This is a genomic window from Streptomyces sp. S063 (genome assembly GCF_002832675.1).
Taxonomy (GTDB): domain Bacteria; phylum Actinomycetota; class Actinomycetes; order Streptomycetales; family Streptomycetaceae; genus Streptomyces; species Streptomyces sindenensis.
On the sequence record NZ_CP021707.1, the window covers coordinates 3,516,935 to 3,532,203 of the forward strand.

Genomic DNA, 15,269 nt, shown 5'->3' on the forward strand with positions numbered 1-15,269 from the left:
GAAGGGCGACAAGGCGAAGGTCCTTTTCGGGGTGGCTGCGGGTGGGCAGCGTGCGGTGCCCGAGCGCGCTTCGTACCTCTGCGCACTCGGACGACTACACAATCGACTCTCCACGATTGCCGGCGTCGTCGTCGGGCACTTCACGGATTTGCCCCCGAATCGCGCTTCGTGAGCCGGGCTCGCACCTTTGACACCGCGGTCACCTCGGCCTTTTCGGTCAGCTGCAACAGCGTGGCCGAGCGGGCCGGAAGAGCGCCACAGTGGCTCACACCGGAACACGGGGGCACGGGGACCCGAAGGCGCCTTCGAGCCCGACCGTGAACGATCCCGAGAACCCTGAAGGGGGAGGAAACCGCATGAGGAAATTCCAGGGCGTGAGAATCAAGGCGGCCATCGCGTCGGGGGCTGTACTGCTGGCAGGACTGGGGATGGCCGCGACGGCCTCACCGGCCCAGGCGGCGAAGTCGGACTGTTCTTCCGGGGCGCTGTGCGCCTGGCTCGCCACCTCCTACGCCGGGACCCCGGGCCAGGTGTGGGGCAACAACACGGACCTGCGGCAGTACAGCAAGTTCAACAGCGCCGCCTCGGTCTACAACAACGGCAACTCCTGCGACGTCCGGCTCTACACGCTGAAGGACTACGACGGCCGGACCTACCTCCTCAAGCGTGGTTCCAGCATCGCCGCGCTGAAGACCTACTTCGATGACGGCCGGTTCAAGCACGGCATCGCCTCGAACAAGTGGGTGTGCTGATCTGATGCGGCGGCTGTTGTGGCTTGCCGCCGCGGCATGCTTCCTCGTGGCCGGATGCACCGCGTCCGGCCACGAGGGCCGTGCCGGCGGAGAGCTCCCCCGGCCGTTGTCGGGCGCCGTCCACTTCTCGGCCGGCCAGGCCGACGCGTTGCGCGGGATGGAGGAGAAGGAGATCCGGTCCTGCATGCGGGAGCGGGGTCACGTCTACCGCACGGCCCCCGTCTCCGATCCGCGCAGGCTCGCCGCGGAGAACCCCTACGGACTGCTGGACGCCGACTGGGCCGAGGACGACGGCTACGGCATCACCGCCGGGCACCTGGCCGGTCGGCCGCAGGACCCGAACGCCTCGTACGTCTCCTCACTGCCGAAGGCCGAGCGCGCCGCCTGGGAGAAGGCGCTGCTGGGGGAGGAGGAGAACCACCGCACGCTCGCCCTCCCGGACGGCATGGAGATCGGATACGACCCCCGATCCTGTGTCGAGGTCGCGAGCAGCACGGTCTACGGGAAGCGCTGGACGGAGCTGCGCTACCTCATGGAGAGCCTCACCAACGACATCGTCACCGCCGTACGGGACACCCCCCGCTTCCGGGACGCGGAGCGGGCCTGGGCAGACTGCATGGCGGAGCGGGGACACGGGTACCGGAAGCTGTCGGAACCGCGGTCCGAGACAGAACGGCGGCTGGAGAAGACCGGCCAGGACCCGGTCGCGCAGCGGTCCGTCGGCCGCGACGAGCTGGCGCTCGCCCACGACGACCTGGCGTGCCAGCGTGACACGGACCTGGCTCGGGCGGTGGCCGAGGCCCAGGCGAAGGTGGAGGCGAAGAGCCGCGGGCCATGGCGGCGGGAGATCGAGGAGTACCGGACGCTGAAGGCTTCCGCACTCGTCACAGCGGAGCGCGCAGCGGCGTGAACCGCCCGCTCCCGCGCCTCCCGGGGCTCCGCCACGCTCTCCACCCCACCCGTGGACGTCACTTCCGCCAGAACAGGTGGTGTGTCATGCCGCTCGGGCTCGGAACGACGTCCACGTGGTAGCGGTCGCGCAGGTCGTCCGGTGAGTCCCACAGGCGCAGGCCGCTGCCCAGTTTCACCGGGGCGACCGCCACGTGCAGGGTGTCGACCAGGCCGGCGTCGAGGAACTCGCGGATCGTGGTGACTCCGCCGCCGAGCCGGACGTCCTTGCCGCCCGCCGCTTCCCGCGCCCGGTCCAGGACCGTCGCCGGGTCGGCGTCGACGAAGTGGAACGTGGTGTCGGAGAGCGTGAACGAGGGGCGCGTGTGGTGGGTCATCACGAACACCGGTGTGTGGAAGGGAGGTTCGTCGCCCCACCAGCCCTGCCACTCGTGGTTCTCCCACGGGCCCCGCTGCGGGCCGAACTTGTTGCGGCCCATGATCTCGGCCCCGATGTTGTGCGTGACGTCCCGTGTGAAGTAGTCGTCCAGGCCGCGACTCCCGCCGGGTTCCGAGCGGTTCGGCCAGCTCGCCGTGGCGCCCGCCCAGGAGAAGAGCTCCCCGGGGTCGACGTGGCCGAACGGCCGCTCCAGCGTCTGGTTCTCGCCGGCGGCGATGCCGTCGCTCGACACCGTGAAGTTCTGAACTCGCAGCAGCTGAGCCATGCCGTCCTCCTGTGCTCCGTGGTCCGGTGATCCCGGTGGTCCCGGTCGTCTGCGTGGGTAGACCGGGGGCGCCGCCTCAACTCATCGGTGCGGTCGCGTCCGCAGGCCTCTCCCCCACTATCGCTGTCCGCCCCCCGTACGCTGCTGAGCCGCACCGCCTCAGCCGTCAACAGGGGGACCCACACCCATGAGCGATCAGCCGGACCGGCCGGACCGGAAACCGTTCCTGTACGTCGTCGTCTGCGCGGCCGGCGTCGCCCGTGACGTCGACCGGCTCCTCGTCGCGGCGCGGGACGCCGGCTGGGACGTCGGCGTGGTCGCCACCCCGCAGGGGCTCGGCTTCCTCGACGCGGCGGCCGTCGAGGCGCGGACCGGGTACCCGATCCGCTCCGGCTGGCGCGCCCCCGGCGACCCCCGGCCGTTTCCGGACCCGGACGCCATCGTCGTCGCGCCCGCCACCTTCAACACCATCAACAAATGGGCGGCCGGGATCGCGGACACCCTGGCCCTCGGCATCCTCTGCGAGGCGTACGGACTCGGCGTCCCCACCGCCGTACTCCCGGCCGTGAACGCCTCCCTCGCCCAGCACCCCGCGTACGCCGAGAGCCTGGCCAGGCTGCGCAGCATGGGTGTCCGGGTCAGCGCCGGCGTACCGCACACCCCCAAGTCCGGTGAGACCGCGCAGTTCCCCTGGGGAGAGGCCCTGGAGCTGCTCGCCCATGGACCGGATTCGGCCGCCCGATAAGGTCATGGCCGGATAAAGAGATCATCAAGTGCGCGCACCGCCGCACGTTTCGGAGGAAGCCATGGGAACCCGCCGTACAGCGCTGCCCGGAGTGGGTGCCCAGTACGACTTCACGACCGAGACGGGACAGCACATCTCGGTCGTCGTCCACCATGACGGACGCCGGTTCATCGGGTTCTACGAACAGGACGATCCTGATGCGTGCCGACTCTCCGTCCCCCTGACGACGACCGAGGCCACCGCGCTCGCTCACCTCATCGATCCGGCGCCCATCGACGCCGTACGGACCGAGGGCATCGACCTCGTCACCGAGCACATCCCGCTCGGGTCCCGCTCCCCGTACGGCGGGCGGCTGCTGGGGGAGACGCGGGCGCGGACCCGGACCGGGGCGTCCATCGTGGCGGTGCTGCGCACCCACAGCGCGCACCCGTCGCCCGACCCGGGTTTCCGACTGGCCATCGGGGACACGCTCGTCGCCGTCGGCACGCGTGAGGGTGTCGACGCGCTCTCCGAGATCATCGCGGAGGGCTGACCGTGCACGACACGACTGCGTTGCTGGTGGAGCTGGGTGCCGTCATCCTCGGGCTGGGGCTCCTGGGGCGGTTCGCCGGGCGGATAGGGCTCTCCCCCATCCCGCTGTACCTGCTCGCCGGGCTGGCGTTCGGGCACGGCGGGCTGATTCCGCTCAAGGCCAGCGAAGAGTTCACCATGGTGGGCGCCGAGATCGGCGTCATCCTGCTGCTCCTGCTGCTGGGTCTGGAGTACAGCGCTTCCGAGCTGGTCACCAGTCTCAAGACGCAATATCCGTCCGGCGCGGTGGACTTCGTGCTCAACGCGACGCCCGGCGCCGTCGCGGCCCTGATCCTCGGCTGGGGGCCCGTGGGCGCCGTCGCACTCGCCGGTGTCACCTGGATCTCCTCGTCCGGGGTGATCGCCAAGATCATGACTGACCTCGGCCGGCTCGGTAACCGCGAGACCCCCGTCATCCTCGGCGTCCTCGTCATGGAGGACCTGGCGATGGCGGTGTACCTGCCGCTGCTCACCGCCATGCTCGCCGGGGTCGGCCTGGCGGGCGGCAGCCTCGCGCTCGTCATCGCGCTGGGGGCCGTCGGACTCGTCCTCTACCTGGCGCTCCGCCACGGCCGCCTGATCAGCCGTGCGGTCTCCTCCGACAACCCGGAGATGCTGCTCCTGGTCGTCCTCGGCCTCACCGTCCTGGTCGCCGGTGTCGCCCAGCAGCTCCAGGTGTCCGCCGCCGTCGGCGCGTTCCTCGTCGGCATCGCGCTCTCCGGTGAGGTCGCCGAGGGCGCCCGCAAGCTGCTCACCCCGCTGCGGGACCTCTTCGCCGCCGTGTTCTTCGTCTTCTTCGGACTCTCCACGAACCCGGCCGACATTCCGCCGGTGCTGCTGCCCGCGGCCCTGCTGGCCGTCGTCACTGCCTTCACCAAGATCGGCACCGGCTACTACGCGGCCCGCCGCGCGGGGATCGGCCCGCGCGGCCGCTGGCGCGCGGGCGGCACGCTCGTGGCGCGCGGTGAGTTCTCCATCGTCATCGCCGGTCTGGCCGTCGCCACCGAGCCGCGCATCGGCCCCATCGCCACCGCCTACGTCCTGATCCTCGTCATCGTCGGCCCGCTCACCGCCCGGTGGACGCAGCCCATCGCCGCGAAGATCGAGGCCCGTCGCGGCGGGGGCGGAGGCGGGAAGAGCACGGGCACGGGTGCGGTGGTCGAGAAGGAGCCCGTCGCGAAGGCCGCACCCGAGCGCCGGCTGCCCGCGCACGACGGCCTCGCCCCGGAACCGGTGGGCGAGAAGCACGAGTAGCCCGAGCCACAGGCACCGCGGCCGGAGCCCCCGGACGCCCTGACGGGCGCGCCGGGGGCTTCGGCGTACCCCGGCATACCCGGCACATCCGTCTCTACACTTCTGTAGAGTTGACCGCGTTCCGGCAGTGCACCGCAACGTAGGGAGATGTCATGGCTCTGTGGGATCGCATCAAGGAATCCGCATCATCGATGCAGGCTCAGCTGGAGGCGAAGAAGAACGAGCTCACGTCGGGGTCGTTCCGCGACGCGAGCATGGCCATGTGCGCCCTGGTGGCCGCCGCCGACGGTTCCGTCGACCCGTCCGAGCGCCAGCGCGTCGCGGCGCTCATCGCGTCCAACGACGTCCTGCGGAACTTCCCCGCCGACGACCTCCAGCGGCGCTTCAACACGTACGTCGACCAGCTCACCGCCGACTTCGCCCTCGGCAAGGTCGGTGTGGTCCAGGAGATCGCCAAGGCGAAGAAGAAGCCGGCGGAGGCCCGTGCCGTCATCCAGATCGGCATCGTCATCGGCGGCGCCGACGGGGACTTCGACGCGACCGAGCAGGCCGTGGTGCGTGAGGCGTGCTTCGCGCTCGACCTGCCGCCGCACGAATTCGACCTGTAGCGGTCCCTCGGCGCGGCATCGGCCGGCCGGGCGCGTCACAGCTCCTTGGCCGGCCAGTCCAGCAGCCGGGCGCCGATGACCGCCGTCTGCAGGCTGTAGCGGTGCATCGGATCCGAGGGGTCCGCGCCGGTCAACTGGTGGATCCGCTCCAGGCGGTACGTCAGCGCCCGCACGCTGAGCGCCAGCCGGCGGGCGGTCTCGGCGGCGACGCAGCCCGCGTCGAAGTAGACCGCCAGCGTGTTCAGCAGCGGCTCCGCGCCGCCCCTCGCCTTCTGGAGCGGTCCCAGCTCGCTGCGCACCAGGTCGGCCATCGCCTGCCGGTCCCGGGTCAGCACCGGGTAGACCAAGAGGTCCGAGGCGTACAGCACGGGGTCCTCCATCCCCATCCGGTTCGCCAGGTCGAGGGCTTCGAGCGCCTCGTCGTACGAGTGGACCACCCCGCCCGGGCCCTTGTGCGGGCGGCCGACCGCCACCTGCCCGCCGTCCGTCGCCGCGTGGGCCTGCTTGGCGAAGTAGCGCAGGACGTCCGGCTGGCTGCCCGGCGCGATGCAGACGATCCGGCCGTCCTTCGTCGTCAGCAGGATCTTGCGCCCGCTGAACCGCGTCAGCAGCGCCGCCTCCACACTGCGCGGCACCGCGTCCGTCTCCGTGTACGCCTCCGGGCCCGACGCCACCGCGACCGCGTGCGCCCGGGAAAGCCGCAGGCCGAAGCGGGTCGCCCGCTCCGCGAGCCGGACCAGGTCGCTGCGACCGTAGAGCAGGTCGTCGATGAACTCGCGGCGCGCCGCCTCCTCCCGCCGTACGGTGAGGCGCTGGGCCCGCTCGAAACCTTCGGCGAACGCGTCGACCGCCTGCTCCACGGCGGCCAGGACGGCATCGGTCACGGCAGGGGAGTTTCCGGCAGCCGCCCGGGGCCAGGCTTCACGGGTCCGCACCAGATGCATCGTCACCAGGGCACGCAACTGATGCCCCCCGTCCGCCGCCGCGCGACCCAACGCGCGGCGTTCCTCCAGTTCGTCACGTGTCAGGCGGCGGCCGGTGAGGGCGACTTCGCCCAGAATGCGGGTGTAATCGCCCAGCACCTCCTCGGGAATCCTCGGCTCGTCCACGCACTCTCCTTCAGCCTTGCAACGGTTCTGCCGTTTCCCCGACGCACACGGGGCGGTGCCGGTGTCCGGCATGAGCACAGCGTAAAGATTGCCGGGATCCGGCAATGCATCGGGCAGGCCCTGGATGACAGGATCAGGTCAGCAACAACACGGGGGAAGCACGGGGGAGCAGGGGGAACAACCCGGCCGCTGCGGCAGGTCACGACCACGCCGCAGCAGCCGGGCCCTGTCAGCCGCGGGCAGGCCGCCGGCCACCCGCCGGCCGCCCGATCGCCTTCCCCGTACCGGATGACGGAAGCGCGCGCCGCAGGGCAGCCGCGCCGGGCCACAGGGGGTGGGATCGATGGACGAGTTCCTGAGCGCGGCAATCGGATTCCCCGCCGTCATCTTCGGCGCCGCTCTGGTCGTCATCGTCTGCTTCTGGCTGCTGGTACTCGCCGGGGCCGTCGGCCACGACTCCTTCGACGCCGACGTCGACACCGCACCGGTCGGCCTCGGCGGTGTCCCGGTCTCCGTCTCCATCTCCCTGCTGATCGTCTTCGCCTGGTTCGGGAGCCTGACCGGTACGCTCCTGCTCCGCCACAGCGGCACCGACAGCGCCACCCGGGCCGTGCTCGCGGTCGCCGTGCTCGCCGGGTCGCTGCTGCTGGCCTGGGCGGCCGTCCGCCTCCTCGTCGACCGCTTCCGCCGGTTGTTCCCGGCCGAACCTCCGCCGTCCCGGCTGGACTTCGTCGGGAGCGTCTGCACGATCCGCACCGGCACCGTCACCACGACGTTCGGCCAGGCCGAGGTCGTGTCGCGCGACGGGTCGACGGCCGTCGTGCAGGTCCGCCGGGCCGAGTCCTTCCCGTCCGCCGCCCGCTCCCCGGTCTCCGGGCCGGAGGCCGAGGACGCGCCGCTCGTCATGGGCGGCTCCGGGCTCCTCTACGCGTACGACGACGACGGCGAGTTCTTCTGGGTCGCGCCCTACGACTCGGCGCTCGATCCGGGCCCCAACACCTGACGTCCGTCCGGCCGTCTCCCTGAACCGCTGGTCACCCGCTACCGCGCTGTGGCCCTTCCGCACCAACCTGCCGCCAAGGACTCTTCTATGGATGCCATCTCCCTGAGCATCGGCGTTCTCGTCGCCGTCGTCCTGCTCATCGTCATCGCCATCGCCTTCGTCGTCACCCGGCTGTTCCGCAAGGTCGAGCAGGGCAAGGCACTGATCATCTCCAAGACCAAGAAGGTCGACGTCACCTTCACCGGAGCCGTCGTCCTGCCCGTGCTCCACAAGGCCGAGACGATGGACATCTCGGTGAAGAAGATCGAGATCCACCGTGCCGGGCGCGAGGGGCTGATCTGCCAGGACAACATCCGCGCCGACATCCAGATCACCTTCTTCGTCCGCGTCAACAAGACCGTCGAGGACGTCATCAAGGTCGCTCAGGCCATCGGCACCGAGCGGGCCAGCGACCGGGTCGCCATCCAGGAGTTCTTCGCCGCGAAGTTCTCCGAGGCCCTCAAGACCGTCGGCAAGCAGCTCGACTTCGTCGACCTGTACACCAAGCGCGAGGAGTTCCGGGACCGGATCATCCGGGTCATCGGCACCGACCTGAACGGCTACCACCTCGACGACGCGGCGATCGACTTCCTCGAGCAGACCCCGATGGCCCAGCTCGACGGCTCCAACATCCTGGACGCGCAGGGCATCCGGAAGATCACCGAACTGACCGCGATCGAGCACGTGCGCACCAACGAGTTCCAGCGCACCGAGCAGAAGGAGATCACCCGGCAGGACGTCGACGCCCGCGAGACGATCCTGGAGCTGGAGCGCCGGCAGGCCGAGGCCGAGATCAAGCAGCGCCGCGAGGTCGACACCCTGCGGGCCCGCGAGGAGGCGGCCACCGCCCGGGTGCAGGAGGAGGAGCGGCTCGGCGCGCAGACCGCGTTCATCAAGACCGAGGAGCAGCTCGGCATCCAGCGCGAGAACCAGGCGCGGGAGATCGCCGTCGCACAGAAGAACCGCGAGCGGGTCATCGCCGTCGAGAGCGAGCGGATCGAGAAGGACCGGATGCTGGAGGTCATCGGGCGCGAGCGCGAGACCGAGCTCAACCGGATCGCCGCCACGAAGGAGGTCGAGGCCGAGCGGCGCGAGGTCGCCGACGTCATCCGGGAGCGGATCGCGGTGGACCGTACGGTCGCCGAGCAGGAGGAGTCGATCCTCACCCTGCGCGCCGTCGAGGACGCCGAGCGGGCCCGCAGGTCGGTCATCATCGCGGCCGAGGCGGAGGCGCAGGAGAAGCTGGTCAAGGACATCAAGGCGGCCGAGGCGGCGGAGGCGGCCTCCACGCACCTGGCGGCCGAGCAGCTCACCCTCGCCGAGGCGCGGCTGAAGACGGCCGACCTGGACGCGCAGGCCAAGCTGCGGCTGGCGGAAGGCATCCAGGCCGAGACGGCCGCGCCCGGGCTCGCCGCCGTACAGGTCCGTGACGCGGAGGCGGACGTCACCGAGAAGGCCGGCCTCGCGGAGGCCGAGGCGACGGCGGCCCGGCTCAAGGCCGAGGCGGAGGGCGCGCGGCTCAAGGCCCTCGCCGACGCCGAGGGCACCCAGGCGCAGGCGACCGCCGACGCGGCGGTCATCGGCGAGAAGCTGAAGGCGGAGGCCGCGGGGCTCACGGAGAAGGCGGCCGCGATGGCGGCGCTGGACGAGGCCTCGCGTACGCACGAGGAGTACCGCCTGCGGCTCGACGCGGAGAAGGAGATCCGGCTGGCCGGTCTCGAGGTGCAGCGGCAGGTCGCCGAGGCGCAGGCGACGGTGCTGGCGACGGGCCTGGAGAACGCCGACATCGACATCATCGGCGGGGAGTCCGTCTTCTTCGACCGGCTCGTCTCGTCGGTCTCGCTCGGCAAGGCGGTCGACGGGTTCGTCGACAACTCGCGGACCGCGCAGGCGCTGGCGGGGCCGTGGCTGGACGGTTCGTCCTCCTTCACGGACGACCTGAGCCGGGTGCTGGGGTCGGTCTCCACGGGTGATGTGCAAAACCTGACGGTGTCGGCGCTGCTGATGCGGCTGATGGGGTCGTCGGGTGCGGCATCGGGCCAGGTGGAGCAGTTGCTGGCGGCGGCGAAGGAGCTCGGGCTCGCGGATCTGCCGGTGTCCTCGGTGGCCGGTACGGAGGCGGCTCCCGCGGTGTCGTTGAACGGGGCCGGGGCGAAGGCGTAGGCCCGGGGCAGCGGGGCGGGCCGCCATTTCAAGCCCGTCCGGCGTTTGAGGACGGACCCTTGGCCCGGGGGCCGGAAGGTCGGGGTGTGCGTCCCACGGGGGTGGGCGCACCAGGGCCTGGTCTGCCGGGCAGGCGGGCCCTCCGGATCAGGGGTTCCGTCCTCAAACGCCGGACAGGCTGGATTACCGGGCCCGCGCCCGCACGCCGGCAGCGGGCCCAACAGCCTCGGGGTTCCGTCCTCAAACGCCGGACGGACTGGAGTTCGGGCCCACGGCACATGACGAAGCACAGAGGGAGCCGTACGCATGGACAGCGACATCACCGACACCGAGCCCCAGGGCCCCCGGGCCGGCCAGGGCGATGTGGACGCCGGTGCCTACGAGGTGCTGCGGCGACGGCTCTCGGCGCAGGCCGGGGAGCTCGTGCGGCGCGCCGAGGCGCTCAACGCCCGGCGGACCGAGGAGTTCGGCTCGACCGGACTGCGGCTCCTGGCCACCGAGCAGGTGCGCACCGAGCACCCCTCCGTGCCGCGTGACCTCGTCGCCGTCGGCGGCAAGCTCCTCTTCGGGTTCGAGCGGGGGCCGGGGGCCCGGGGCGAGGCGGGGGTCGACGACGTACTCCTCGTACGGGATGCCGAAGAGGACGACGGCACCGCCCCGCCGCCCCGCAACACCCTCCTCGACGACGACGGGTTCCGGCGCGAGTTCGCCTCCCTCCACCGCTACTTCCGCGACGCCCGCCTCCTCCGCCTGCGCCGAACCGGCGGCAAGCTCCTCGCCGTCTTCCGTACGGGCGAGAACGCCGAGGACATCCGCGTGCTGCGCTGGGCCCTGGGCGCGGACGGGTCGCCCGGGGCGTTCCTGGACGCGCAGGGCGAGCGTGACCACGTGTTCCCCGCGTCCCACGACTTCGACTGGACCGTCGCCGGGCGCGAGGCCCACCGCACCGGCCGCCACCCGCACATCGCCATCGGCAAGGGCGGCGGCCTCTTCGTCGACACGCTCGGCGGCACCCTCACGGTCAAGGTCACCGACGACACCGAGTCGCCGGACGGGATCTACGAGGAGCCCGTCGACGAGCTGTTGCAGTCGCTGGCCGACGCCGACGTCGAGTACGCGGAGGTCGGGCCGCTGACGCTGCTGCGCGTGCGGCCGTACAAGGAGACCGACTGGCGGTATCTGGTCTTCAACTCGCTGCTGGGAAGCGTCCAGCGGCTCGACTCCATCGGGCCCGCCTGCCACCGGCTCCCCGAGGACCAGGGGATCATCTTCCCCGGCGGCTACTACCTCACCACCGGCACCGCGAAGACCTTCGACACCGCCGAGGAACTGACCGAGCCGGTCTTCGAGGGCGCGGTCCGCTCGCCCAACGGGGAGGACGTGCTCTACGTCTTCCGCTCCCGCGACGGTCTGCGCAGTCTCCTCCTCCCCTACAACCTGATCCGCCAGGAGGTCGCCACCCCGCTCACCGGGCGCGGGCACGCGCTGCTGGACGACGGGACGCTGGTCCTGCTGCGGGACAACCCGGACGGGCCGGCCCGCGTGCACCCGTTGCAGCGCTGGCAGACGCCGTACGTCTCCGACACCTACGCCGCCGCCCGGCCCGCCGGGACCGGGCCGCTCGCCCGGACCGGCAACGCCGACCTGGTCCGCGGGATCTCGGACTGCCTCGCGCTCGCGCACGGCGTTCAGGACATGACGCCGACCACCGCCGTGTACGGGCAGCTCGCCTCCGACTGCGCCCGCGCCCAGGACCGCTACCACTGGCTGTCCGACCCGGAACTGGGCGCGCTCGGAGAGCCGTTGGCCGAACTGCGGGCGACCGCCCAGCAGGTGCTGGCCGAGTTCACGGCCGTACAGGACCTGACCCGGCGGGCCGCCGACGCGCTGGAGGAGACCGCCGGACGCATCACCGCGCTCGTGCGGCGGGTACGCGGCGAGGTGCCCGGGTCGGCGTCCGCGTGGGTCGAGCGGCTGACCGAACTGCGGCAGGCGCACGGCCACTTGGCGACGGTCGGCGAGATGCGGTACGCCGATGCCGAGCGGATCGCGGAGCTGTCGGCCCGGACCGAGGACGACATCGCGTCCGCCGCCCAGCGGGCCGTGTCCTTCCTCGCCCGGGAGGACGCGTTCGACGGGTACCACGCGGACATCGCGGGGCTCGTGGCCGACGCGGGGGCGCTGGAGACCGTCCGGGACGCCTCCGCCGTGACGGACCGGCTGGCGGCGATGACGGAGGGGCTGGCCACCGTCACGGACGTCGTCGCCGGTCTCGACATCGGCGACGCCACCGTGCGCACCTCGATCCTGGAGCGGATCGCGGAGGTCCTGGGCGGGGCGAACCGGGCCCGCGCCACCCTGGACGCGCGCCGCCGGGAGCTGCTGTCGAAGGAAGGCCGGGCCGAGTTCGCCGCCGAGTTCGCGCTGCTCGGGCAGGCGGTGACGGGCGCACTGGCCGCCGCGGACTCGCCGGAGTCCTGCGACGACCAACTGGCACGGCTGCTCCTCCAGCTGGAGAACCTGGAGTCGCGGTTCGCGGAGTTCGACGACTTCCTCGCGGAGCTGGCCGAGCGTCGCACCGAGGTGTACGAGGCGTTCTCGGCGCGCAAGCAGACCCTCCAGGACGAACGGGCGCGGCGTGCCGAGCGGCTGGCCGGGTCGGCCGACCGGGTGCTGGAGACCATCGCCCGGCGGGTGGCCGCGCTGGGCGACCTCGACGCCGTCCACACCTACTTCGCCTCCGACCCGATGGTCGCCAAGATCCGGCGGACCGCCGACGAGCTGCGCGAACTCGGCGACCCGGTACGGGCGGAGGAGCTGGACGGGCGGCTGAAGGCGGCCCGCCAGGAGGCGGGCCGCGCCCTGCGCGACCGCACCGAGCTGTACGCCGACGGCGGGTCCGTGATCAAGCTGGGCCGTCACCGCTTCGCGGTGAACACCCAGCCGTTCGACCTGACGCTCGTGCCCTCCGGGGAGAGCCTCGTCTTCGCGCTGACCGGGACGGACTACCGGGCCCCGGTCACCGACCCGGCGTTCTCGGCGGCCCGGCCGTACTGGGAGCAGCTGCTCCCCTCGGAGAACGCCGCCGTCTACCGCGCCGAGCACCTCGCCGCCCGGCTCCTCGACGAGCACGGGGCGAGCCGTCTGACCGCGTTGTCGGAGGCCGAACTGGCCGGGCTGGTGCGGGAGTCGGCGGCCGAGGCGTACGACGAGGGGTACGCCCGGGGGGTCCACGACGAGGACGCCACCGCGATCCTGACCGCCCTGCTGCGCCTGCACGCGGGCGCCGGACTGCTGCGCCACGAGCCGGGGGCCCGGGCGGCCGCCCAGCTGTTCTGGGCGTACGGCGTGGACGCGGCGCAGCGCACGGCCTGGGCCCGGCGGGCGGTGTCGCTGGCCCGCGCCCGCGACACCTTCGGCCTGGCCCCGGCCATCGCCGTGCTCCAGGAGGAGTGGGCGACGGCGATCGGGTGCGGTCCGGCGGCAGCGGACGGGGTGCGGCCCGAGGCCGTCGCCGCGTACCTCTTCGAGGAGCTGACGAGCGGGCCGGCCGGGTTCGTCCGGTCCGCCGCGGTCCGAACGTTCCTCGACGGGTTCCACCGGGCCGCCGGGCCCGATGCGTACGCGGAGGACCTGGCGGCCCTGGGCGACGACCTGGCCGCCCGCAAGCAGCTCGTGGAGGGCTGGCTCGTCCCGTACGCCGAGTCCACGGGGGCCGCCGGAGCCACGGGAGCCGCCGGAGCGACGGGCGCGGCCATCGGCGGTGGCGATCTGGCGGAGGCCGTCGCGGTGGAGCTCTGCCCGGAGCTGGAGCGGTACGCGTGCGACGCGCCGCTCACCGAGCGTCTTGAGGGCCTCCTCGGCGACCACCCGCGCATCGCGGGCGGCGGGGCCCTCACCGTACGGCTCGACGAACTCCTCGCCCGTACCGCCGAGTTCCGCAACGACATCGTGCCCGGGTTCCGCGCCTACCAGCGGCTGCGCACCTCCCTGGTGGACGCCGAGCGCGGCCGGCTGCGGCTGGAGGACCACCGGCCGCGCGTGATGTCGGCGTTCGTCCGCAACCGGCTGCTCGACGAGGTGTACCTGCCGCTGATCGGCGACAGCCTGGCCAAGCAGCTCGGCACCGCCGACGCGGACCGGCGCACCGACTCGCAGGGTCTGCTCCTGCTCGTCTCGCCGCCCGGCTACGGCAAGACGACGCTGATGGAGTACGTCGCGGACCGGCTCGGCATGGTCCTCGTCAAGATCAGCGGCCCGAACCTGGGCCACGACGTGACCTCCCTCGACCCGGACCAGGCCCCGAGCGCCACCGCCCGGCAGGAGATCGAGAAGATCAACTTCGCACTGGAGGCGGGCAACAACACGCTCCTCTACCTCGACGACATCCAGCACACCTCGCCCGAACTCCTCCAGAAGTTCATTCCGCTGTGCGATGCCACGCGCCGCATCGAGGGCGTGCGGGACGGCGAGCCGCGCAGCTACGACCTGCGGGGCAAGCGGTTCGCGGTGTGCATGGCGGGCAACCCGTACACCGAGTCCGGCGAGCAGTTCCGGATCCCCGACATGCTCGCCAACCGGGCAGACGTGTGGAACCTCGGCGAGGTGCTGAGCGGCCGCGAGGACGTCTTCGCGCTGAGCTTCGTGGAGAACGCGCTGACCGCGAACCCGGTCCTCGCCCCGCTCGCCGGGCGCTCGCGCGACGACCTGACGCTCTTGGTGCGGCTGGCGGGCGGCAGCGACCCGGCGGCCCGCGCCGAGCACCTGGAACACCCGTACAGCGCTGCCGAGTTGGACCGCATCCTGGCGGTGCTGCGCCATCTCCTCACGGCCCGGGACACCGTGCTCGCGGTGAACGCCGCGTACATCGCGTCGGCCGCGCAGACGGACGCCACCCGCACCGAACCGCCGTTCCGGCTCCAGGGCTCCTACCGCAACATGAACAAGATCGCCGAGCGGATCGTGCCGGTGATGAACGACGACGAACTGTCCGCCGTCATCGACGACCACTACGCGGGCGAGGCCCAGACGCTCACCACCGGGGCCGAGGCGAACCTGCTGAAGCTGGCCGCCCTGCGCGGCACGCTCACCGCCGAACAGGCGGAGCGGTGGGCGGCGATCAGCGGTTCCTACGTCCGTACGCAGGCGCTCGGCGGGCCGGAGGGCGACCCGATGACCCGGGCCGTGGCCGCGCTCGGGCTGCTCGCGGACCGGATCGCGGCGGTCGAGACGGCGATCCAGCGGGCGGCGGACCCCCGGCACCTGCTCGCGGGCGCCCAGGGAGGCGCCAACGGCGCGGCGGTCAACGGCGCGGCGGTCGACAGCGCGTCGGTCAACGACCGGCCCACCCCCGGCCGTCATGCGAAGATCACCAACGCTCCACACTGATCGGCACTGATCGGGAAGACCGAGC

General features: G+C 72.1%; 11 protein-coding genes. 9 read left to right on the forward strand and 2 right to left on the reverse strand.

The features are described from left to right. Positions 1-374: 374 nt before the first annotated feature. Both CCZ36_RS16030 and CCZ36_RS16035 read left to right on the forward strand, forming a co-directional pair. Positions 375-752, forward strand: a complete 378-nt coding sequence (locus tag CCZ36_RS16030; RefSeq protein ID WP_237302674.1) for a peptidase inhibitor family I36 protein — start codon at positions 375-377, stop codon at positions 750-752. A 4-nt stretch (positions 753-756) separates the two neighbouring features. Next, entirely contained in the window at positions 757-1,662 is a 906-nt protein-coding gene (locus tag CCZ36_RS16035; protein WP_128817923.1) for a hypothetical protein, read from the forward strand. Positions 1,663-1,720: 58 nt separating this feature from the next. Here CCZ36_RS16035 and CCZ36_RS16040 read toward each other — a convergent pair whose 3' ends face one another. Beyond that, on the reverse strand, positions 1,721-2,365 hold the full coding sequence (locus tag CCZ36_RS16040) for a dihydrofolate reductase family protein (RefSeq protein ID WP_128817924.1): 645 nt from the start codon (positions 2,363-2,365) through the stop codon (positions 1,721-1,723). A gap of 187 nt (positions 2,366-2,552) precedes the next feature. Between CCZ36_RS16040 and CCZ36_RS16045 the strand changes: the two genes are divergently transcribed. From CCZ36_RS16045 to CCZ36_RS16060, 4 genes are all read left to right on the forward strand, one after another. Continuing rightward, entirely contained in the window at positions 2,553-3,110 is a 558-nt protein-coding gene (locus CCZ36_RS16045; protein ID WP_128817925.1) for a flavoprotein, read from the forward strand. Between the two features lie 61 nt (positions 3,111-3,171). Further along, positions 3,172-3,642, forward strand: coding sequence for a cation:proton antiporter regulatory subunit (locus CCZ36_RS16050; protein WP_069735794.1), 471 nt, complete (start codon positions 3,172-3,174; stop codon positions 3,640-3,642). 2 nt (positions 3,643-3,644) lie between these two features. Next, on the forward strand, positions 3,645-4,934 hold the full coding sequence (locus tag CCZ36_RS16055) for a cation:proton antiporter (RefSeq protein ID WP_069735793.1): 1,290 nt from the start codon (positions 3,645-3,647) through the stop codon (positions 4,932-4,934). 152 nt (positions 4,935-5,086) lie between these two features. Then, the gene (locus CCZ36_RS16060) at positions 5,087-5,542 is read left to right on the forward strand and encodes a tellurite resistance TerB family protein (protein ID WP_128817926.1); all 456 of its coding nucleotides are present in this window, start codon (positions 5,087-5,089) and stop codon (positions 5,540-5,542) included. Positions 5,543-5,577: 35 nt separating this feature from the next. Here the strand turns inward: CCZ36_RS16060 and CCZ36_RS16065 are convergent, their stop codons facing one another. Next, positions 5,578-6,651, reverse strand: a complete 1,074-nt coding sequence (locus tag CCZ36_RS16065; protein ID WP_069735791.1) for a PucR family transcriptional regulator — start codon at positions 6,649-6,651, stop codon at positions 5,578-5,580. Between the two features lie 343 nt (positions 6,652-6,994). Between CCZ36_RS16065 and CCZ36_RS16070 the strand changes: the two genes are divergently transcribed. From CCZ36_RS16070 to CCZ36_RS16080, 3 genes are all read left to right on the forward strand, one after another. Beyond that, positions 6,995-7,654 carry a hypothetical protein gene (locus tag CCZ36_RS16070; RefSeq protein WP_069735790.1) on the forward strand — a complete coding sequence of 220 codons (660 nt, stop codon included), beginning with the start codon at positions 6,995-6,997 and terminating at the stop codon, positions 7,652-7,654. 87 nt (positions 7,655-7,741) lie between these two features. Continuing rightward, entirely contained in the window at positions 7,742-9,856 is a 2,115-nt protein-coding gene (locus CCZ36_RS16075) for a hypothetical protein (protein WP_069735789.1), read from the forward strand. 306 nt (positions 9,857-10,162) lie between these two features. Then, the gene (locus CCZ36_RS16080; protein ID WP_128817927.1) at positions 10,163-15,244 is read left to right on the forward strand and encodes a DNA repair ATPase; all 5,082 of its coding nucleotides are present in this window, start codon (positions 10,163-10,165) and stop codon (positions 15,242-15,244) included. Positions 15,245-15,269 lie beyond the last annotated feature (25 nt).